This is a genomic window from Lachnoclostridium sp. An169 (assembly GCF_002160525.1).
Classification (GTDB): Bacteria; Bacillota; Clostridia; order Lachnospirales; family Lachnospiraceae; genus Mediterraneibacter; species Mediterraneibacter cottocaccae.
On record NZ_NFKT01000013.1, the window covers coordinates 14,145 to 30,832 of the forward strand.

Below are 16,688 nucleotides of genomic sequence, written 5' to 3' on the forward strand. Positions count from 1 at the left end.
GAAAAAGGAAACTGATGCGTTGGATATCATTTCTTGTTGTACTGGCTCTTGGCATTGTTATGATCTATCCTCTGATCTGGATGTTTTTTGCATCATTTAAAACAAATGATGAGATTAATCTTGCGACTGCACTTCTACCACAGCATTTTGATCTTTCCGGATTTATTGAAGGGTGGAAGTCATCCGGACAGTATACATTTACAGACTATTTTATCAATACGTTTGTCCTGGTTGTACCTACGGTACTGTTTACCGTTGTGTCCTGTACGGTTGTCGCGTACGGATTTGCCAGATTTTCATTTAAGGGAAATAAGCTTCTTTTCGGGATCATGCTTTCAACCCTTATGGTGCCAAATTCCGTGCTGATTATCCCCCGATATCTCCTGTTTCGGGATTTCGGATGGCTGAACAGTTATATGCCGTTCTGGATGCCTGCCCTGTTTGCCTGCTATCCTTTTTTCATCTATCAGGAAGTGCAGTTCCTGCGGGGAATACCGAGAGAACTAGATGAGGCGGCAAAGATAGACGGGTGCGGTTCGTTCCAGATACTGACGAAGATTCTTCTGCCGGTACTGAAACCGTCTATGATGTCAATCTGTATTTTTCAGACAATCTGGACATGGAATGATTTTATGAATCCGCTGGTATATATCAACAGTGTATCAAAATATCCGTTGTCACTTGCACTGCGGATGGGACTTGACGTAGCAGCTTCGGCAAACTGGAATGAGATTATGGCAATGGCGTGTGTGTCTGTTATTCCGCCGATGATCATGTTTTTCTGCCTGCAGAAGTATTTTGTGGAAGGGATTGCAACGTCAGGATTAAAAGGTTAGTGGAGGAGAAAAATGATGAGTGGTTATACATTTCGAGCAATGGAGGTTCATGATTTTACGCAGATCTGGAATCTGGATGAGATCAGGAGAAGACTGGATTTTATGGTCCGCAACGGGATGAATGCTCTGGTATTTCATGAGCCGGGGATAGAGGACAAGATTGTTTTTCCTGCAAAATTTCTGGGTGGAAGCGGGAATCCCGACAGTTACTACGATGCTTTCCTGGAGGTAGACCATGCGATTCTTTATCATGCCCTTCGGGAGAACCTGAATCTGAACCGCAGAGATTATATAAATCATGTCATTCGAGAAGCAAGAGAAGCAGGAGTGGACGTATATTTCGAAAACAAGGAACTCTGGTTTTCTGATTTTGTCCTGAAATACAGAAAAGAACTGATGCAGCAGGACGGCACGATCTGCCCCAGCGATCCGTTCTGGTATGAAGAGTTCCTTCCGTACAAGTATAAGGAGCTTTTCCTGGCACTTCCGGATCTGGCGGGAATCATATGTTCAATCGGTACGGGAGAGGCGAGACTTGCAATCAGCAATACATTTGCCTGCGGGTGTGACAGATGTAAGAATCTGGATCCGGTGGAATGGTATAAGAATATGATACTGGGAATGTATAAGCCTTTTAAAGAGGCAGGAAAGAAGCTGATCATCCGGGATTTCATCTATACAAAAGCGGAACAGGAGCGGTTCCAGAAAGCGTTTATTGATATGCCGGAAGATATTGTACTCTCTCTGAAAAATACACCTCATGATTTCTATCCCACATTTCCCGACAATCCTCTGATGGGGCAGGTAGGAAGTCATCCGCAGATTACCGAGTATGATGTGAACGGGCAGTTCTTCGGCTGGGGAGCACAGCCTTCTGCGATGCTTTCCGACATCCGCCGCAGGCTGCGGTATGGAAAGGAGCATAATGTGACCGGATTTCTGGCACGGACAGACTGGGAGGGGGTGCAGGACTGGACCTGCTTTGATAACCTGAATATGGTGAATCTGTATGCAATAGCGGCGTGTGCAGAAGATGAGAATATCAGTGATGAAGCGATTTATCTGAAATGGCTTGAGGGAGAACATATGCTCCGGGAAAATCTGACACCGGGAGAACTGAAATCCTGTATCGGCAGGATGAAGGAATGGCTGGATGAAACATGGCCGATTGTGGAGAAAACAAATTTTGTCAACGGGTGTCTGTTTTCGAACGATAGCTGTATTCATCTGACACCGGATCAGTTCACCTTCATCGGCGGAACCCACCACAGTTTAAGTGAGTGGGATCCGGAAAAGAAAGACGCCCTTGAAATGTCTGCAGAAAACATTAGAAAAATTATCGGAGATAAAGAGTGGGCGAGAGAAAAATGCGAGAAACTGGCAGATCAGGTCTCCTCAGGAAATCCGGGACTGACAGAAGAAGCATATGATAAGGTGAAAGAGCATTTTGAGTTTATGCGCTGGTATGTGAGAGGATTCCGGTTAACTGCAAGAGGCTACTGTTTTGGGCGGTATGTGCGGGAAAAAGATGGCAATGATGTGATTGCAGAAGGAAAGACTGCTGCAGAACTTCTGAAAGAAAACATTCAGGAGATGGAATGTTACCGGGAAAAGCTGTGTACTATGCCGTTTATCCATACATATCCGTTTGATGCACAGCTGAATCCGGAACGTGTAGATTTCTATATTCAAGCTTTGAAGAAAATGTCAGGAGGAACTGCGAGATGAGACCGGTAAGGATTAACAGGGAAACATTCCGGGACAAGGTGATGGGGTGCTGGCTGGGAAAAAATGCGGGCGGTACGCTTGGGGAGCCTCTGGAGGGAAAATTCGGGCAGAAGGAAATGTTCCATGTGGACTGGTATCCTTCTCTGCCGGAGGGGGGGATACCGAATGATGATCTGGAACTTCAGCTGATCTGGTTCCAGAAACTTAAGGAGAAAGGACCGGGGATTACATCTGCCGATCTTGCGGAAAGTTGGATGGACTGTGTCTCCTACAATTTTGATGAGTATGGGCTCTGTAAAGAAAATATGCAGAAAGGACTTCTTCCGCCGGTCTCTGGTTGGCACAACAATGCCTTTAAAGACTGCATGGGAAGTCCCATACGCTCTGAAATCTGGGCGTGTATCTGTCCGGGAGCTCCTGAAAGGGCGGCATGGTATGCATTCCAGGATGCCATCGTCGATCATGGAGGCGGAGAGTCGGTTTACGGTGAGATTTTCAACGCAGTGCTGGAATCCTGCGCATTTGTAAACAGCGATAAATTTGAATTGCTGAAGGCTGCTTTGTCTGCAATCCCCAAGTCCAGCAGAACATTTCAGTGCGTCAAGAAAAGCATCGATAATTATCATGCCGGGATGGAATACGAGGCAAACAGGAATGATCTTGTTGAACATTTTTACCATCCGGTTGCGCAGTATTCACCGTTGAATTTAGGATTCCAGACAATCGGCTGGCTGTATGGAGAGGACTTCGGCGACGCCATCTGTAAAGCCGTAAATTGTGGGTGGGACACGGACTGTACTGCTGCGACACTGGGGGCAGTACTCGGAATTATCGGGGGAGCTTCTGCCCTGCCGCAGAAATGGATTGAACCTCTGGGATATGAGATTGCCACTAACATGACGACAGGAGGAATCCGCAATCTTACTGCGCCCACGAATATCCGGGAACTGACCACGCTGGTGTGTCAGGAGGCAGAGAACGTTGCACGGTACTGGAACAGCGGTATCTGCTTTACCGATGCGGAACCAATGAGCCGGAATATGGTTCTCCATGTGGAAAAACCGGATTTTCTGGACAGTTACGAGCCAAATGGTATCGCATACAGCCTGGGCGGTTTGAAAGAGACCGTGTGCTACGAAGAGCATGCAGCTATCCTGGGGGACAGATCTTCAAAAATTTCTCTTTGGCTTGAAAATCCCCATCCGGAAGAAAAGGAGGCAGAAGTGAGCCTGGAACTTCCGGAGGGATTCTCCTGCAGCAGGGATGGCGAGATTTTACCGGAAAATATGAGCGCGGAGGAAAGCATCCGGCTTCGTATTCCGGCAGGAGAGAAAGTTATTTTGAGATATGAAATCAGCGCAGATCCCGAAAAAATCCACGAGACGAATCTGTGCTGGTTCAGAATCCGGATAAAAGGCGAGCCGGTAATTCCGGCGGTTCCTGTAGTGCTGACCGGAGGAAGAAGGTGGATGGTATCCGAACTGTTTGAGGATCGGACACTGGATGATGACTGCGGAATCTGCGAAGAACAGATCTTCCTGACAGCGCCGGAAGGCTGGAAAGAACAGTGGAATCCGGGAAATGATCTGCAGGTGTCCGGCTGCTTTGAAAAAGATAAAAATCGAAAAAGCGGAATCGTGTATGCTCTTCACCAGATATATTCAGAAGAAGACAGGAAAGTAGTGCTGGGGGTCCCGAACAATGGGTATATGAAACTGTTTTTGAATGGTCAGATGATCCACCGGACAAAGGAGAAAGTTCCCCTTCGCGCCAATCTTGGGAATGGAGGAGCCCTGGGAGACCTGTCTAACTATGTGGTGACAGAACTGAAGAAAGGTTGGAATCAGATTCTCATAAAGATGCAGTCAGACGGTGCAGAAAGCGAACCCTACATGGCTCATTTTACTGTAGGCGGGATGAGTGATGTGTGTGTGAAAAATCATGGTATGCCGGTAATGGGATTGATCCGTTCGCGGTTTATCTGGGGGTGGTAGAGTGAAAGAATGGATTCGCCCCGGATACCTTACGCAGACTGTGAAAGCAGATGACAGAAGAATGGAGTTTGACTGTAAGAATCAGACGATTGTGCAGAAGGAAACACTGGTTGACGTGTTGTTTATCGGTGATTCCATTACACAGATGTGGGAACTGCCGGCATATTTTCATGAATCAGGCTTAAGAATGATTAACCGGGGAATCGGGGGAGACCGTACAGGCACGCTCCTTCACAGATTCCGTGCGGATGCAGTCCAACTGAAACCGCATTTTACAATATTAATGGACGGAATTAATGATGCATGGGACCTGGAAGATGATAACTGGAAACAGGAACCGGGAATACCATTGGACGAAGTGATCAAAACGGCAGTTTGCAACATACGGGAGGTGCTTAAGATTGCAGCAGAAGAAAAAATGAAGCTGGCGGTCTGCTCCCTTCTCCCGACGGAAATGCTGTGGACAAACCATGAGAGAGACCGTCAGATCTATGTGCAGATCTTTAATGCGGAACTGCAGAGGCTTGCGGAGAAATATGGATATCCATTTGTCGATTATTATCATTCTTTTGTTGCGGAAAACGGATATTCAGTCAGAAGGGAACTTACCCGCGAGGGGCTTCATCCGAACGTGTTCGGCTACGACAGAATGGCAGAGATACTGAAACGGACAGTGAAAATATTTGATTGAGAATAAAGTGGCTGCAGGTGCTCTTTACAATATACCTGCAGCCACTTTATTTGTGCTTCGTTTCGAAAAATCCCGATTCAGTGTGTTTTCCTCCGCTTTGGATAATGGACGGGAATCTCAAGGAGAGTGCGCACCCTGCCTGCCAGGTGCTTCTCAATGGCATAAAGGTGCTCTTCCGGGAGATTCAGGCTTTTATGTCTCTTAAAGCGGAATCCGATCATGCGTCTGAGCTGTTCTTTCTGTCTGCTTCCCATGACCTCTGCGCACACTTCCTCATAGGAAATATTATAAGGATTGGAGCGGGTTCTGGCGTATTCGTCCAGGTTTGCGTAATCTTCTTTTCCGGCATAGCAGAAAAGAGAAAGTCCGTTGTCAAAGATGGGGGCGGGAGCAATGATTTTTCCGCTGCGGTTATCGCGCAGAACACCAAAGTTTCCGAAATGCCGGTCCTCGTTGTAGATCAGTGCATCAAATACAAGCATGCTGCGGATCTGTTCGGAAAAATCCGTTCCCAGCCTGTCATAATAGGAAAGGCAGGCAGCAATGCCTCCACTCAGGACGATGCGTCCGATGGGAATATAAGAGATGTCGATACTGGTAAAAAGAGCACATTTGGACGCTGTGATTCCTTTCCAGTTCTCCAGGTCATAATGCACTGCATTCAGCCCCATGGTCTCTGCAATCTGAGAAGCGTAATACTCACAGTAGGGTTCTCTGCCGGTATTTGATGCTCCGGAAGTGCCGCCCTTGTATAGGTAGATCCCGTCATGCTCCACATAGCGCCATGCTTTGGGGAGCATACCGCCTGTGGTTAGTTCAGGAGATGTAGTGAACGCCTGTCTGCTTCCACCTGCTCCGGTATAGGCAACCAGAGCCAGAATTTCGGAAAAGCGGTTCTCATAAAGATTATATTGAGAAAATTTTCCTTCAAATCCTTCCGGAACGATCCAGTAACTGTCGTTCAGGGAGAGACCTTTGCAGACGTCAATGATTCCCTTGGTGTCATTGCGGCTCAGCCCCAGAGTCTTTAGAATCTCGTCCACAAAGGCGCGGTTCTTCGGAATGACCCGGCGTTCCAGCCAGTGGATAACACCTTCGCCGGTGCGTTCCATATCCAGGGGCAGCAGATATGCCTGTTCTCTGTTCGTGTATATGATTTCGGCTACCAGACCGGACAGACCACGTTTTTCCATGGAAAAACGCATCAGTTCAGTGTCATAGATCCGAAGGCTGTAAATATCACTCATAGGCTCCTCCTTATCGGTTAATCGCTTAGTTTCATTATAACAGCATTTCCCCTGAGCCTCAATGAATATATAAAAAATATTGTAAAGCGCACTTGACATATAATGTAAAGTGAACTATACTTTAAATGTAAAGCGAGCTATACATCGGGCACAGGTACTGCAGATCCTGTGCGGAAAGGAGAGATCAAACGTGCACAACCGGATACAGGAACTGCGCAAGGAGCGCAGAATTACCCAGAGTGAACTGGCGGATGCGGTGGAAGTGACCCGTCAGACGATTATTTCCCTGGAAAACGGGAAGTACAATGCATCCCTGATCCTGGCACACAAGATCGCCCAGTTTTTCGGGATGACTATTGAAGAGATTTTTATTTTTGACAAAGAGGAGGAGAACATATGTTGATCAGGAGCATGTTGTTTCACGGGGCAAAGACAGATGAAGAATTCAGGGAAAAGCTGAAAGCGAGAAGACGGCTGATGATACCGTTTATTGTGCTTGGTCTGGCGGCGGTTATCGCCGGGATCATCGCGGGAATCGTATTTGAGGATTCACAGCAGGGGTCATTCCTTGGCGGAATGTATACCGGGGCAGGCGCGGCAGTCACTGCGGCAGCGATTGTGGCAATCATCCGGATCAATAAAACATTAAAAGATGAAAAGCGGCTTCACAGACAGCGCATCGAAGAAAGTGACGAGCGGAGGAATGACATCGTCACCAGGTCTTCTTCGATGGCAGGATTCGTTATGCTTTATGTCTGCTTTGCAGGACTTCTTATTGCCGGATTCTTCAGCATGGCAGTGTACTGGACTCTGTGGTGTGTAATGGTAGGATATTTTCTCTGTTTCGTGCTGCTGAATCTGTATTTTGAAAAGAAATTATGATACCGGGCGGTTTTCTCCCGGGTGGAGTGCTTCGTGTTCCCGGCGGATTTCCTCAAAGCAGTCCGGGGCGGTCCATTCCCGGTTTGTCGGAGTCAGGATCGCCTTGTAGGGAAACGGACCTGCTCCGCATTTCCGCAGGGCGGCAAGAGCCTGATTGAGGCGGTTGTCATCGAAAAAGCAGAATACGAAAAGGGTGCCGGGAAGCTCAGCGCCTTCATAGGTACTGTCCACCCGCTCCATGCCTTTTACGCCGGCAAGGGCGCCCAGAGGCTGGTTATAGTCTTCCGGTGAAATCCGTTTCAGACGGACATGAAGGGGAAAGAGCGCCATCTCGATTTTAATGAGCTGATCTTTCTGCGGGGGATTGAAAAGTAAAATTGTTTCTTTCATATGGAATGCTCCTTGATTTTTATAATTGATGATCTGGCTTCGGAAAATGTCTTTATAGCTGAACCAGATACCTTCCTTAGGATTGTAACACGATTTCCGGCAGCAGGGAAGGGGAGGAGAAAAATGAGAAAAATGAAAAAAGCACTTGCATCTTTCAGAAAAGAATGATATAAGATGAATTGTATTAAGACAATAATACAAAATAAATATTATAATGAGGTAGGAGGAAACGGACGTGATTGAGATTAAAAATCTCACGAAAGTGTATAAACTTAACAAGAAGCAGATGCGGGAGTCGAAGACGACAAATCCGCTGAAAACTGCAGTTGATGACTTAAGCCTTACTGCCCGCCCGGGCGAGATCTACGGTCTGCTCGGACCGAACGGCGCGGGCAAAACCACAACGCTGCGCTGCATTTCCACGATTATCCGCCCCACGAAAGGGCAGATCTATGTGGCGGGGCATGAGGTACAGAAGGAGCCGGAGAAGGTGAGGGAGAAGATAGGGTTTCTGACAGGGGATATCCGTCTGGATCCCCAGTTCTCCGTGGACTATATGTTTGACTTTTTTGCCAGGCTGCACAGGATGCCACCGGAGCGGATCAAAGAGAGGAAAGAGGAACTGTTTACTTATTTCGGTATCCGGGATTTCGCTCATAAGAAGATCAAGGAACTTTCCACCGGAATGGGACAGAAGGCAGCCATCGCCGTATGCCTTGCCCATGATCCGGACATCGTGATTTTTGACGAGCCCACCAACGGACTGGACATTGTCACGGCGAGAAATGTGACGGATTATCTGAAAAAGTTAAGAGACGAAGGAAAACTTGTGATTGTTTCCACGCATATCATGTCAGAAGCAGAGAAACTGTGTGACAGGATCGGCATTATCATTGACGGGCAGAAGGTGATGGAGGGAAGGCTGGAAGAGATTCTTCACGACACGGATTCACAGGATCTGGAGGACGCTTTCTTTACCTTATATCAGAGCAGAAAGGGGGAGGAGTAAGATGGAAGGAATCAGACAGATATGCGCAAAGGAACTGGCCAGAGTGTTCCGGGATAAAAAGATGGTGGTCTCTGTCTTTATTCTTCCGGTTGCACTGATGATCGTAATTATGAGTCTGGCGAGCAGTATGGCTCAGAGTGCAAATGAAAATGTAGAGACGCACCGGTCTGTAGTGTATGTGGAAAATGCACCGGCGGGATTTGTGGATTTTCTTACTGCAGCGGATGAAAACTGTCTTGTGTACACTCCGGAAAATGCAGATGAAATGCCGGGCGTCGCGGCAGATGCAGAGAGCCCGGATTCACTTATGAAAGAAGTCCGGAATGCGGTTGTGGAGGGAAATGTGGATCTGATCATCGAGTTTCCTGAAAACTTTACAGATGAGATTGAGTCCTATAAGGCGGGAAATGAGATCCCCCAGGTAAAGACTTACTATAATCCGTCAGAAGACTATTCCAATGCTGCCTATCAGGAAATTTCCGGAGGAGTCCTTGAGGCGTACCGGCAGCAGCTTCTCGCCCGGAGAGTACCTGATATGGCTTCACTGACAGTGTTTACCGTGAACTCCGATAATCCGGATATGATCCTTCAGGATGAGGGAAAAGCAGGCGGTAAGATACTGGGAATGATGATGCCGTACTTTGTGACGATTCTTCTTTTCGCGGGAGCGATGGGAATCGGTACGGATATGGTGGCAGGAGAGAAGGAGCGCGGTACCATGGCAAGCCTTCTTGTCTCCCCGGTCAGACGCAGTTCTATCGTGCTCGGCAAAGTGTTCGCGCTGATGATTATCTCCGGTGTGTCCGCGGTCGTCTATGTGGCGGCAATGGTGATCTTTATGCCGCAGATGATGGGCGGCTTTGCGGGAGAGGATCTGGGTATCAGCCTGACTCTCACCCCCGGACAGATCGCTATGCTGGCGGTTCTGCTGATCCTTGTGGCATTTCTTTATTCCGCAATTGTCGTGATGATTTCCGTGTTCGCAAAATCGGTAAAAGAGGCGAGCACTTATATCACTCCGGCGTACATCGTGATCCTTATGCTGGGGCTGTCCACCATGTTTACCACAGAGGCGCCGGCCGACTGGGTATATGCAGTTCCGGTGTACAATATTACCCTTGCCCTGCAGGGAATCCTGACACATGAGATTACTGCCCTGCAGTATGTCCTGACACTGGTTGTGACACTTGTGACAGGAGGGATTCTTGTGGCGGCGATTGCGAAGGCGTTCGAGAGTGAAAAGGTGATGGCGCTTTAAAGCTGGTACTTTATCTTCAGAAGTTCATATAATAATATAGAAGGAAGAAGAGAGCCGCTCGGGCAGGGGGAGTGTCCGGGCGGATTTTTTTATCCGGTTTTTGTCTGAGGGAGGCTTGACCAGTGAGAATCTGTGAGCTCAGGGAAAGAGAAGTGATCAATATCTGCAGCGGCAGGAGACTTGGGTGTGTGGCGGATGTGGAGATCAATGTCTGCGACGGAACGGTGGAGGCGATTATCGTACCGGGACCGGGAAAGATCTGCGGTTTCCTGGGGACAGACTGCGAGTATGTGATTCCGTTCGGCTGCATCAGGAAGATCGGACCGGACATTGTACTGGTTGAGATTCAGGAAGAAAAGTTTTTGCAAAAGTTCTAGTCTTTGTGTATAATGAACGCAGAACTTCAGGCAGAAAGGCGGGAAATACTATGAGATGTCCATATTGCGGAAACCCGGATACAAGAGTGATCGATTCCAGACCGGCGGAGGATAAGAGTACGATCCGCAGAAGACGGTCCTGTGATGAGTGCGGGAGACGTTTCACTACCTATGAAAAGGTCGAGACGATTCCCCTGATTGTGATTAAGAAGGATAATAACCGGGAACAGTACGAGAGAACCAAGATCGAGCACGGTGTCTTAAGTGCATGCTATAAGCGGCCGGTTCCGGCAGAGATGATCCAGAAGACGATCGATGCCATCGAGCTTGAGATATTCAACCGGGAGGAGAAGGAGATTCCCAGCAGTGTCATTGGCGAGATTGTCATGGAAAAACTCAAAGATCTGGATCCGGTGGCATATGTGAGGTTTGCATCCGTGTACAGAGAGTTCAAGGATGTGAATACTTTTATGGATGAGCTGAAGAAGTTCCTGCAGTGACGGCACAGAGGAAGGAAAGAACATGAGGACATATAAGCTGACTATCGCCTATGACGGCACCCGTTACCAGGGGTGGCAGAGACAGGCAAACACGGACCAGACGATACAGGGAATTCTGGAAAGTGTCCTGTCGGAGGCGGCGGGAATCCCTCTGGAGGTGGACGGTTCCGGCAGAACCGACGCCGGAGTCCACGCCTGGGGGCAGACTGCCAGTGTGGTGCTCCCCTCCCCGGCGGGAGAGGAGTTCTTTCTTGATACGGTAAATGAAAGACTTCCGGAAGATATCAGAATCCGTGAGGCATGCCTGGTCAAAAACGGGTTCCATGCAAGGAAGAGCGCCGTCGGAAAAAAGTATGAGTACCGGATCGACACCGGGGAAAAAGCGGATGTATTTGAACGGAGATATTCCTTCCATTATCCGTGCTGCCTGGATCTGGAAGCCATGCGCAGGACGGCGGGATATCTTACAGGAACCCATGAGTTTGCAGGGTATACGGATAAAAAGGATAAAAGCGGGGAAAAGTCCACAAAACGGACAATCTATGATATAATAGTCAGCGGACAAGGCAGCAGGGTGCTTATTACCTATGACGGAACAGGATTTCTGTATCATATGGTACGGATTCTGACGGGCACGCTGCTGGAAGCAGGCACCGGGGTACGCTCTCCGGAGAGTGCGGCGGATGCCCTGCACAGAAAGGACAGGCAGAAGGCGGGGTTCCTTGCCCCGGCGCAGGGACTGTGTTTAAAAGAAGTGCGTTACTGACAGAGAAAAGAGGGCAGATAAGAAGAGATCTATCTGTCCTTCATTTTGGGGCGCTTTTGCAGGTGCTGTTGGCAGAAGGAGGAATAAATGAAGCTGATATCTTGGAACGTAAACGGAATCCGGGCATGTGTCCAGAAAGGATTCCTTGATTATTTTAAAGAGGCGGACGCCGATATTTTCTGTATTCAGGAGACGAAGATGCAGGAGGGGCAGCTCTCCCTTGAACTGGAGGGATACCACCAGTACTGGAATTACGCGGTGCGAAAAGGATATTCCGGAACTGCTGTATTTACAAAGAAAGAACCCCTTACCGTGAGTTATGGAATCGGAATCGAGGAGCATGATCAGGAGGGGCGTGTGATTACCTGTGAGTTTGAAGATTTCTATTTTGTAACTGTATATACGCCAAACTCCCAGAACGAACTGGCAAGGCTGGATTACAGGATGAAGTGGGAAGATGATTTCCGCGCCTACCTCAAGAAGCTGGAAGAGACAAAACCGGTGATCGTCACGGGCGACATGAATGTGGCCCACGAGGAGATCGACCTGAAGAATCCGAAGACGAACCGAAAAAATGCCGGGTTCACCGATGAGGAGAGACAGAAATTTACGGAGCTCCTGGATGCGGGATTTATCGATACGTTCCGGTATTTTTATCCGGATCAGGAAGGGATCTATTCCTGGTGGTCCTACCGGTTCCGGGCACGGGAGAAGAACGCGGGGTGGCGCATTGACTATTTCTGTGTCTCAGAGTGTCTGAAAGACCGTCTCGTGGATGCGAAGATCCACACGGAAGTGATGGGATCAGACCACTGTCCGGTAGAACTTGACATTACGGATTAAAATAGTAATAGACAGGAGGAATTATAAATGACAAAGATTGATATTATCTCCGGTTTCCTCGGGGCCGGAAAAACAACACTGATAAAGAAACTGCTCTCCGAGGCATTTCAGGGCGAGCAGGTGGTACTGATTGAAAATGAGTTCGGTGAGATCGGCATTGACGGAGGTTTCCTGAAAGAGTCCGGGATCGAGATCCGCGAGATGAACTCCGGGTGCATCTGCTGTTCCCTGGTGGGTGATTTCGGGAAATCCCTGCGCGAGGTTGTGGATACCTACCATCCGGACCGCATCCTGATTGAGCCTTCGGGAGTGGGCAAGCTTTCCGATGTGATCAGGGCAGTGCAGGACGTACAGGGAGAGATTGATGCGGAGCTCAACAGCTTTACTACGGTAGTGGATGTGACAAAGTGCAGGATTTACCGGAAGAATTTCGGCGAGTTCTTCAGCAACCAGATCGAGTATGCCGGCGCGGTGATCTTAAGCCGTACAGACAAGGCAAAGCCGGAGAAGATCGAGGAGGCGGTGAGTCTGCTGCGGGAACTCAATGATAAGGCTCCCTTTATCACGACGCCTATCGCACAGCTTCCGGGGAAAAAGATCCTTGAGACCATGGAATCCAGCAAGTCTCTGGAGGAGGAACTTCTGGCGGAAGTGATCTGCCCGGTGTGCGGAGAGCACCATGACCACGATGAGTGCTGCGGTCATGATCACGACGACCATGACCATCACCACGATCATGAGCACCACCATCATCACGGGGATCACGACCACGACGATCACGATCATGAGCATGGCGGCCACGATCACGATCATCACGATCATGAGCACGGCGACCACGACCACTGCTGTGACCACGATCACGACCATCACCATCATCATGACCACGCAGGTCATCATCATGCAGATGAGGTGTTCACAAGCTGGGGACGCGAGACGATCCATACCTACACAAAGGATCAGATCACAGAGATCTTAAAGAAGCTTGAGAGTGACAGCTCCTACGGAAATATCCTGCGTGCCAAGGGAATGGTTGCGGGCGCTGACGGAGAGTGGATCTACTTTGATATGGTGCCGGGCGAGCATGATGTGAGGACAGGTGCTCCGGAATATACGGGAAGAATCTGCGTGATCGGTGCAGAGATCAACGAGGAAAAACTGGCAGAACTCTTTGGCGTTGCGTAAAAAGAAGGTCCCGGCGCGGATGCCGGGACTTTTGAAAGGAGATGGTACGGAGTATGAGAGAACCTGATGTAATGGTATATCTGATGACAGGGTTCCTTGACAGCGGAAAGACCCAGTTTTTGAACTTTACCCTGAAACAGGATTATTTTCAGATTGACGGGAAGACGCTTCTGATTCTCTGCGAGGAGGGCGAGGAAGAATATAATCCCATGGAGCTCCTGAAATATGGCGTTGTGATCGAGAAGGTGGAAGACCAGGAAGATCTGACGGAAGAATGGCTCATGGAAATGGACAGAAAACATGAGCCGGAGCGTGTCGTTATCGAGTATAACGGCATGTGGAAAGTCAGCGATTTTGAAAAGCTGAAACTTCCCGCAGGCTGGTCCATCGAACAGAAGCTGACGACAGTGGATGCCAGTACGTTCCAGATGTACCTGACGAACTTGAAGCCGCTGTTTGTGGAGATGGTAAGAAATGCAGAGCTGGTTCTGTTCAACCGCTGCGAGGACCGCAAGCCTCTGGCAGGATACCGCCGGAGCGTAAAGGTGGTAAGCCCCCAGGCGGAAGTGATTTTCGAAGATGAGAACGGCGAGATCGACAATATTTTCGAGGATGAAGTGCCCTATGATCTGAAAGCTCCGGTGATCGAGATCCGAAGAGAAGATTACGGAATCTGGTATGTGGACATGATGGATCATCCGGAGAGATATAAGGGAAAAGTCGTGGAATTCACGGCAAAAGTTCTCAAGCCCAAATCATTCCCGTCGAAAGTGTTCCTGCCGGGACGCATGGCGATGACGTGCTGCGCGGAGGATACTTCATTTCTCGGATATGTCTGCCGGAGTGCCTATGCGCCGAAGCTTAAAGCAGGACAGTGGGTGAAAGTGCGGGCAAAGGTGCGGTACGCGAACCTTTCGGTCTACCGGGGAGAAGGACCTGTGCTTGAAGCGGAAAATATAGAGCTTGCAGAGCCTATAGAAGAACTGGTATACTTCAATTAACAGATTCACAGGAGGTATTTGTCATGGATAAGAAATATGATGTGATTGCTCTGGGAGAACTGCTCATTGATTTTACGATGAACGGACAGAGCGAACAGGGAAACAATATGTTTGAGGCGTGCCCGGGGGGAGCGCCCTGCAATGTGCTTGCACTCTTAAATAGGATGGGAAAGAAGACGGCATTTGTCGGAAAGGTCGGAAAGGATCAGTTCGGCACGCTTCTGAGAAACACGATCACAGAAGCGGGGATTGACGCTTCCCATCTGATTACAGACAATGAAGTAAACACAACACTTGCATTTGTACATACATTCCCGGACGGAGACAGAGAATTTTCCTTCTACAGAAACCCGGGAGCAGACATGATGCTGGCACCGGAGGAGATCGATCCGGAATTCATTGCACAGACGAAAATCTTCCATTTCGGAACGCTGTCCATGACACATGAAACGGTGCGCGAAGCGACGAAAAAAGCGCTGGGAATTGCGAAGGAAAACGGATGTCTGATCTCTTTTGACCCGAACCTGAGGGAGCCTCTCTGGAGTTCTCTGGACCTGGCGAAGGCGCAGATGGAGTACGGTTTCGGATACTGCGATATCCTGAAGATTTCTGACAATGAGATCCAGTTCATTTCCGGAAAAGAGGACTATGACGAGGGAATCGCATATCTTCAGGAGAGATACCATATCCCGCTGATTCTGCTGACTATGGGAAGAAACGGAAGCCGTGCATACTACAAGGGAATGCGTGTGGAGCGTCCGGGATTCACTGTAAAGGCGATTGAGACGACGGGAGCAGGAGATACCTTCTGCGGAAGCTCCCTGAATTATATTCTGGAGCATGATTTCGAGAACCTGACAGAGGAGCAGCTGGGCGAGCTGCTGACATTTGCAAATGCGGCAGCAGCCCTTGTTACTACAAAGAAAGGTGCGATCCGGGCGATGCCGGAGCGGGAGGATGTGCTGGCGCTGATCAACGGGTGATTTATGCCATCCGGTTCTTATTCCTCCACTCCCGCGGCGATATCCCGTATATATGCTTGAAGGCCCGGGAAAAATGAAGCTGGTTCGGGTATCCTACGGCATTTCCGATGTCGCTGATGGGGAGATGAGTCAGCTTCAGCAGTTCTGCTGCCTTTACCATCCGGTAATTCATCAGGAATTCCTGGGGAGATTTGCCGATAGTATCTTTGAATATTCTGCCGAAATAGCTGCGGTTGAGACCGCAGAAAGCGGCGATGCCCTCAACGGAAATATCGTTCTGAAAGTTCTGTTCGATATAGTTGAGGGCTTCTTTTATATAGAAGTCTTTCAGTTTCCCGCTGTTCGAGAGCTTCATGGAAGCTGCGGAACGCGAGAGATAATCAATAAACAGGTAGAGATGCCCGATCAGATGGAAGGGCGACTCATCGCTGTGTTCTGCAATATAGAGCATTTCCTGCATCATTTTTTCCCGAAGATCTTTGGAATGGGCGTGGTAAACCGGGTTTTCCGGTGACAGACCGGCAATTTCGATAATCTCTTTCGCGCGCAGGCCGTCGAACTCCAGCCAGACATATTCCCAGGGGAGTTCCGCGTCTGCTACATAAGTATTGATCTGTTTCGGAAAAATCATGAAGCCCTGGCCGCTGCGGATCTGATATGTGTGAGTGACACCTTTCAGATCGTCCGCCATAAGGGTGCCTGTTCCGGAGATTACATAGTGGAACAGAAAGTGGTTGCGGGAGGCGGGACCGAAAGAGTGTGCGGGTTCGCACTGCTCCTTTCCGAACTGGTACAGTCCCAGGTCAACAAAGTTTTCATTTGGAAATACAGAAAAGATAATATCACTCATGGTTGAAATCTCCTTCGGATCAGCTTTGGCGTCTGCAGGCTACATATATATAATATACCAAAATGCGCTCCTATTTGGCAATAGAAAGAAATAAAACGCAAACTGGCATAAAATCCGAAAAACAGGGATATTTATAGGCGCATTTTGGAAT

18 protein-coding genes are annotated in these 16,688 nt (G+C 48.8%); 15 read left to right on the plus strand and 3 right to left on the minus strand.

What is annotated here, in order from left to right; all coding sequences use genetic code 11:
* Positions 1–14: 14 nt before the first annotated feature.
* Genes B5F07_RS10480 through B5F07_RS10495 form a run of 4 tightly spaced genes read left to right on the plus strand, consistent with a single transcriptional unit; the run spans position 15 to position 5,249 of the window.
* Positions 15–836, plus strand: coding sequence for a carbohydrate ABC transporter permease (locus B5F07_RS10480; protein WP_191404769.1), 822 nt, complete (start codon positions 15–17; stop codon positions 834–836).
* 12 nt (positions 837–848) lie between these two features.
* A complete protein-coding gene (locus B5F07_RS10485; RefSeq protein ID WP_140398003.1) occupies positions 849–2,564 on the plus strand; it encodes a hypothetical protein in 1,716 nt (571 codons plus the stop codon).
* Positions 2,561–4,558 (plus strand): ADP-ribosylglycohydrolase family protein, encoded by a 1,998-nt coding sequence (locus tag B5F07_RS10490; RefSeq protein WP_087161238.1) that lies wholly within the window; start codon positions 2,561–2,563, stop codon positions 4,556–4,558. Before B5F07_RS10485 ends, B5F07_RS10490 begins: the two co-directional genes overlap by 4 nt.
* 1 nt (position 4,559) lies before the next feature.
* A complete protein-coding gene (locus B5F07_RS10495; protein ID WP_087161239.1) occupies positions 4,560–5,249 on the plus strand; it encodes an SGNH/GDSL hydrolase family protein in 690 nt (229 codons plus the stop codon).
* A gap of 77 nt (positions 5,250–5,326) precedes the next feature.
* Here the strand turns inward: B5F07_RS10495 and B5F07_RS10500 are convergent, their stop codons facing one another.
* Entirely contained in the window at positions 5,327–6,496 is a 1,170-nt protein-coding gene (locus tag B5F07_RS10500; RefSeq protein WP_087161240.1) for a protein kinase, read from the minus strand.
* A 190-nt stretch (positions 6,497–6,686) separates the two neighbouring features.
* Between B5F07_RS10500 and B5F07_RS10505 the strand changes: the two genes are divergently transcribed.
* Positions 6,687–6,899: a helix-turn-helix transcriptional regulator gene (locus tag B5F07_RS10505; RefSeq protein WP_087161241.1), complete on the plus strand. Its 213-nt coding sequence runs from the start codon at positions 6,687–6,689 to the stop codon at positions 6,897–6,899.
* Positions 6,893–7,378, plus strand: a complete 486-nt coding sequence (locus B5F07_RS10510) for a hypothetical protein (RefSeq protein WP_087161242.1) — start codon at positions 6,893–6,895, stop codon at positions 7,376–7,378. The genes B5F07_RS10505 and B5F07_RS10510 overlap by 7 nt, the downstream gene beginning before the upstream one ends.
* On the opposite strand, the gene B5F07_RS10515 is transcribed toward B5F07_RS10510, so the two are convergent.
* Positions 7,373–7,768, minus strand: coding sequence for a DUF3783 domain-containing protein (locus tag B5F07_RS10515; protein ID WP_087161243.1), 396 nt, complete (start codon positions 7,766–7,768; stop codon positions 7,373–7,375). The two genes, B5F07_RS10510 and B5F07_RS10515, sit on opposite strands and share 6 nt — an antisense overlap.
* A gap of 235 nt (positions 7,769–8,003) precedes the next feature.
* Between B5F07_RS10515 and B5F07_RS10520 the strand changes: the two genes are divergently transcribed.
* From B5F07_RS10520 to B5F07_RS10560, 9 genes are all read left to right on the plus strand, one after another.
* The gene (locus B5F07_RS10520) at positions 8,004–8,777 is read left to right on the plus strand and encodes an ABC transporter ATP-binding protein (protein ID WP_087161244.1); all 774 of its coding nucleotides are present in this window, start codon (positions 8,004–8,006) and stop codon (positions 8,775–8,777) included.
* Position 8,778: 1 nt separating this feature from the next.
* A complete protein-coding gene (locus B5F07_RS10525) occupies positions 8,779–10,035 on the plus strand; it encodes an ABC transporter permease (RefSeq protein WP_087161245.1) in 1,257 nt (418 codons plus the stop codon).
* Between the two features lie 122 nt (positions 10,036–10,157).
* A complete protein-coding gene (locus B5F07_RS10530; RefSeq protein ID WP_087161246.1) occupies positions 10,158–10,412 on the plus strand; it encodes a PRC-barrel domain-containing protein in 255 nt (84 codons plus the stop codon).
* 50 nt (positions 10,413–10,462) lie between these two features.
* Positions 10,463–10,912 (plus strand): transcriptional regulator NrdR, encoded by a 450-nt coding sequence (nrdR, locus tag B5F07_RS10535; protein WP_087161247.1) that lies wholly within the window; start codon positions 10,463–10,465, stop codon positions 10,910–10,912.
* Between the two features lie 22 nt (positions 10,913–10,934).
* On the plus strand, positions 10,935–11,678 hold the full coding sequence (truA, locus tag B5F07_RS10540; RefSeq protein ID WP_087161248.1) for a tRNA pseudouridine(38-40) synthase TruA: 744 nt from the start codon (positions 10,935–10,937) through the stop codon (positions 11,676–11,678).
* Between the two features lie 87 nt (positions 11,679–11,765).
* Positions 11,766–12,521, plus strand: a complete 756-nt coding sequence (locus B5F07_RS10545) for an exodeoxyribonuclease III (protein ID WP_087161249.1) — start codon at positions 11,766–11,768, stop codon at positions 12,519–12,521.
* A 27-nt stretch (positions 12,522–12,548) separates the two neighbouring features.
* Positions 12,549–13,703 (plus strand): CobW family GTP-binding protein, encoded by a 1,155-nt coding sequence (locus B5F07_RS10550; RefSeq protein ID WP_087161250.1) that lies wholly within the window; start codon positions 12,549–12,551, stop codon positions 13,701–13,703.
* A 53-nt stretch (positions 13,704–13,756) separates the two neighbouring features.
* Entirely contained in the window at positions 13,757–14,704 is a 948-nt protein-coding gene (locus tag B5F07_RS10555; protein ID WP_087161251.1) for a TIGR03943 family putative permease subunit, read from the plus strand.
* 23 nt (positions 14,705–14,727) lie between these two features.
* A complete protein-coding gene (locus B5F07_RS10560) occupies positions 14,728–15,687 on the plus strand; it encodes a carbohydrate kinase family protein (RefSeq protein ID WP_087161252.1) in 960 nt (319 codons plus the stop codon).
* A gap of 1 nt (position 15,688) precedes the next feature.
* Here the strand turns inward: B5F07_RS10560 and B5F07_RS10565 are convergent, their stop codons facing one another.
* On the minus strand, positions 15,689–16,537 hold the full coding sequence (locus tag B5F07_RS10565) for an AraC family transcriptional regulator (RefSeq protein ID WP_087161253.1): 849 nt from the start codon (positions 16,535–16,537) through the stop codon (positions 15,689–15,691).
* Between the last annotated feature and the right edge of the window lie 151 nt (positions 16,538–16,688).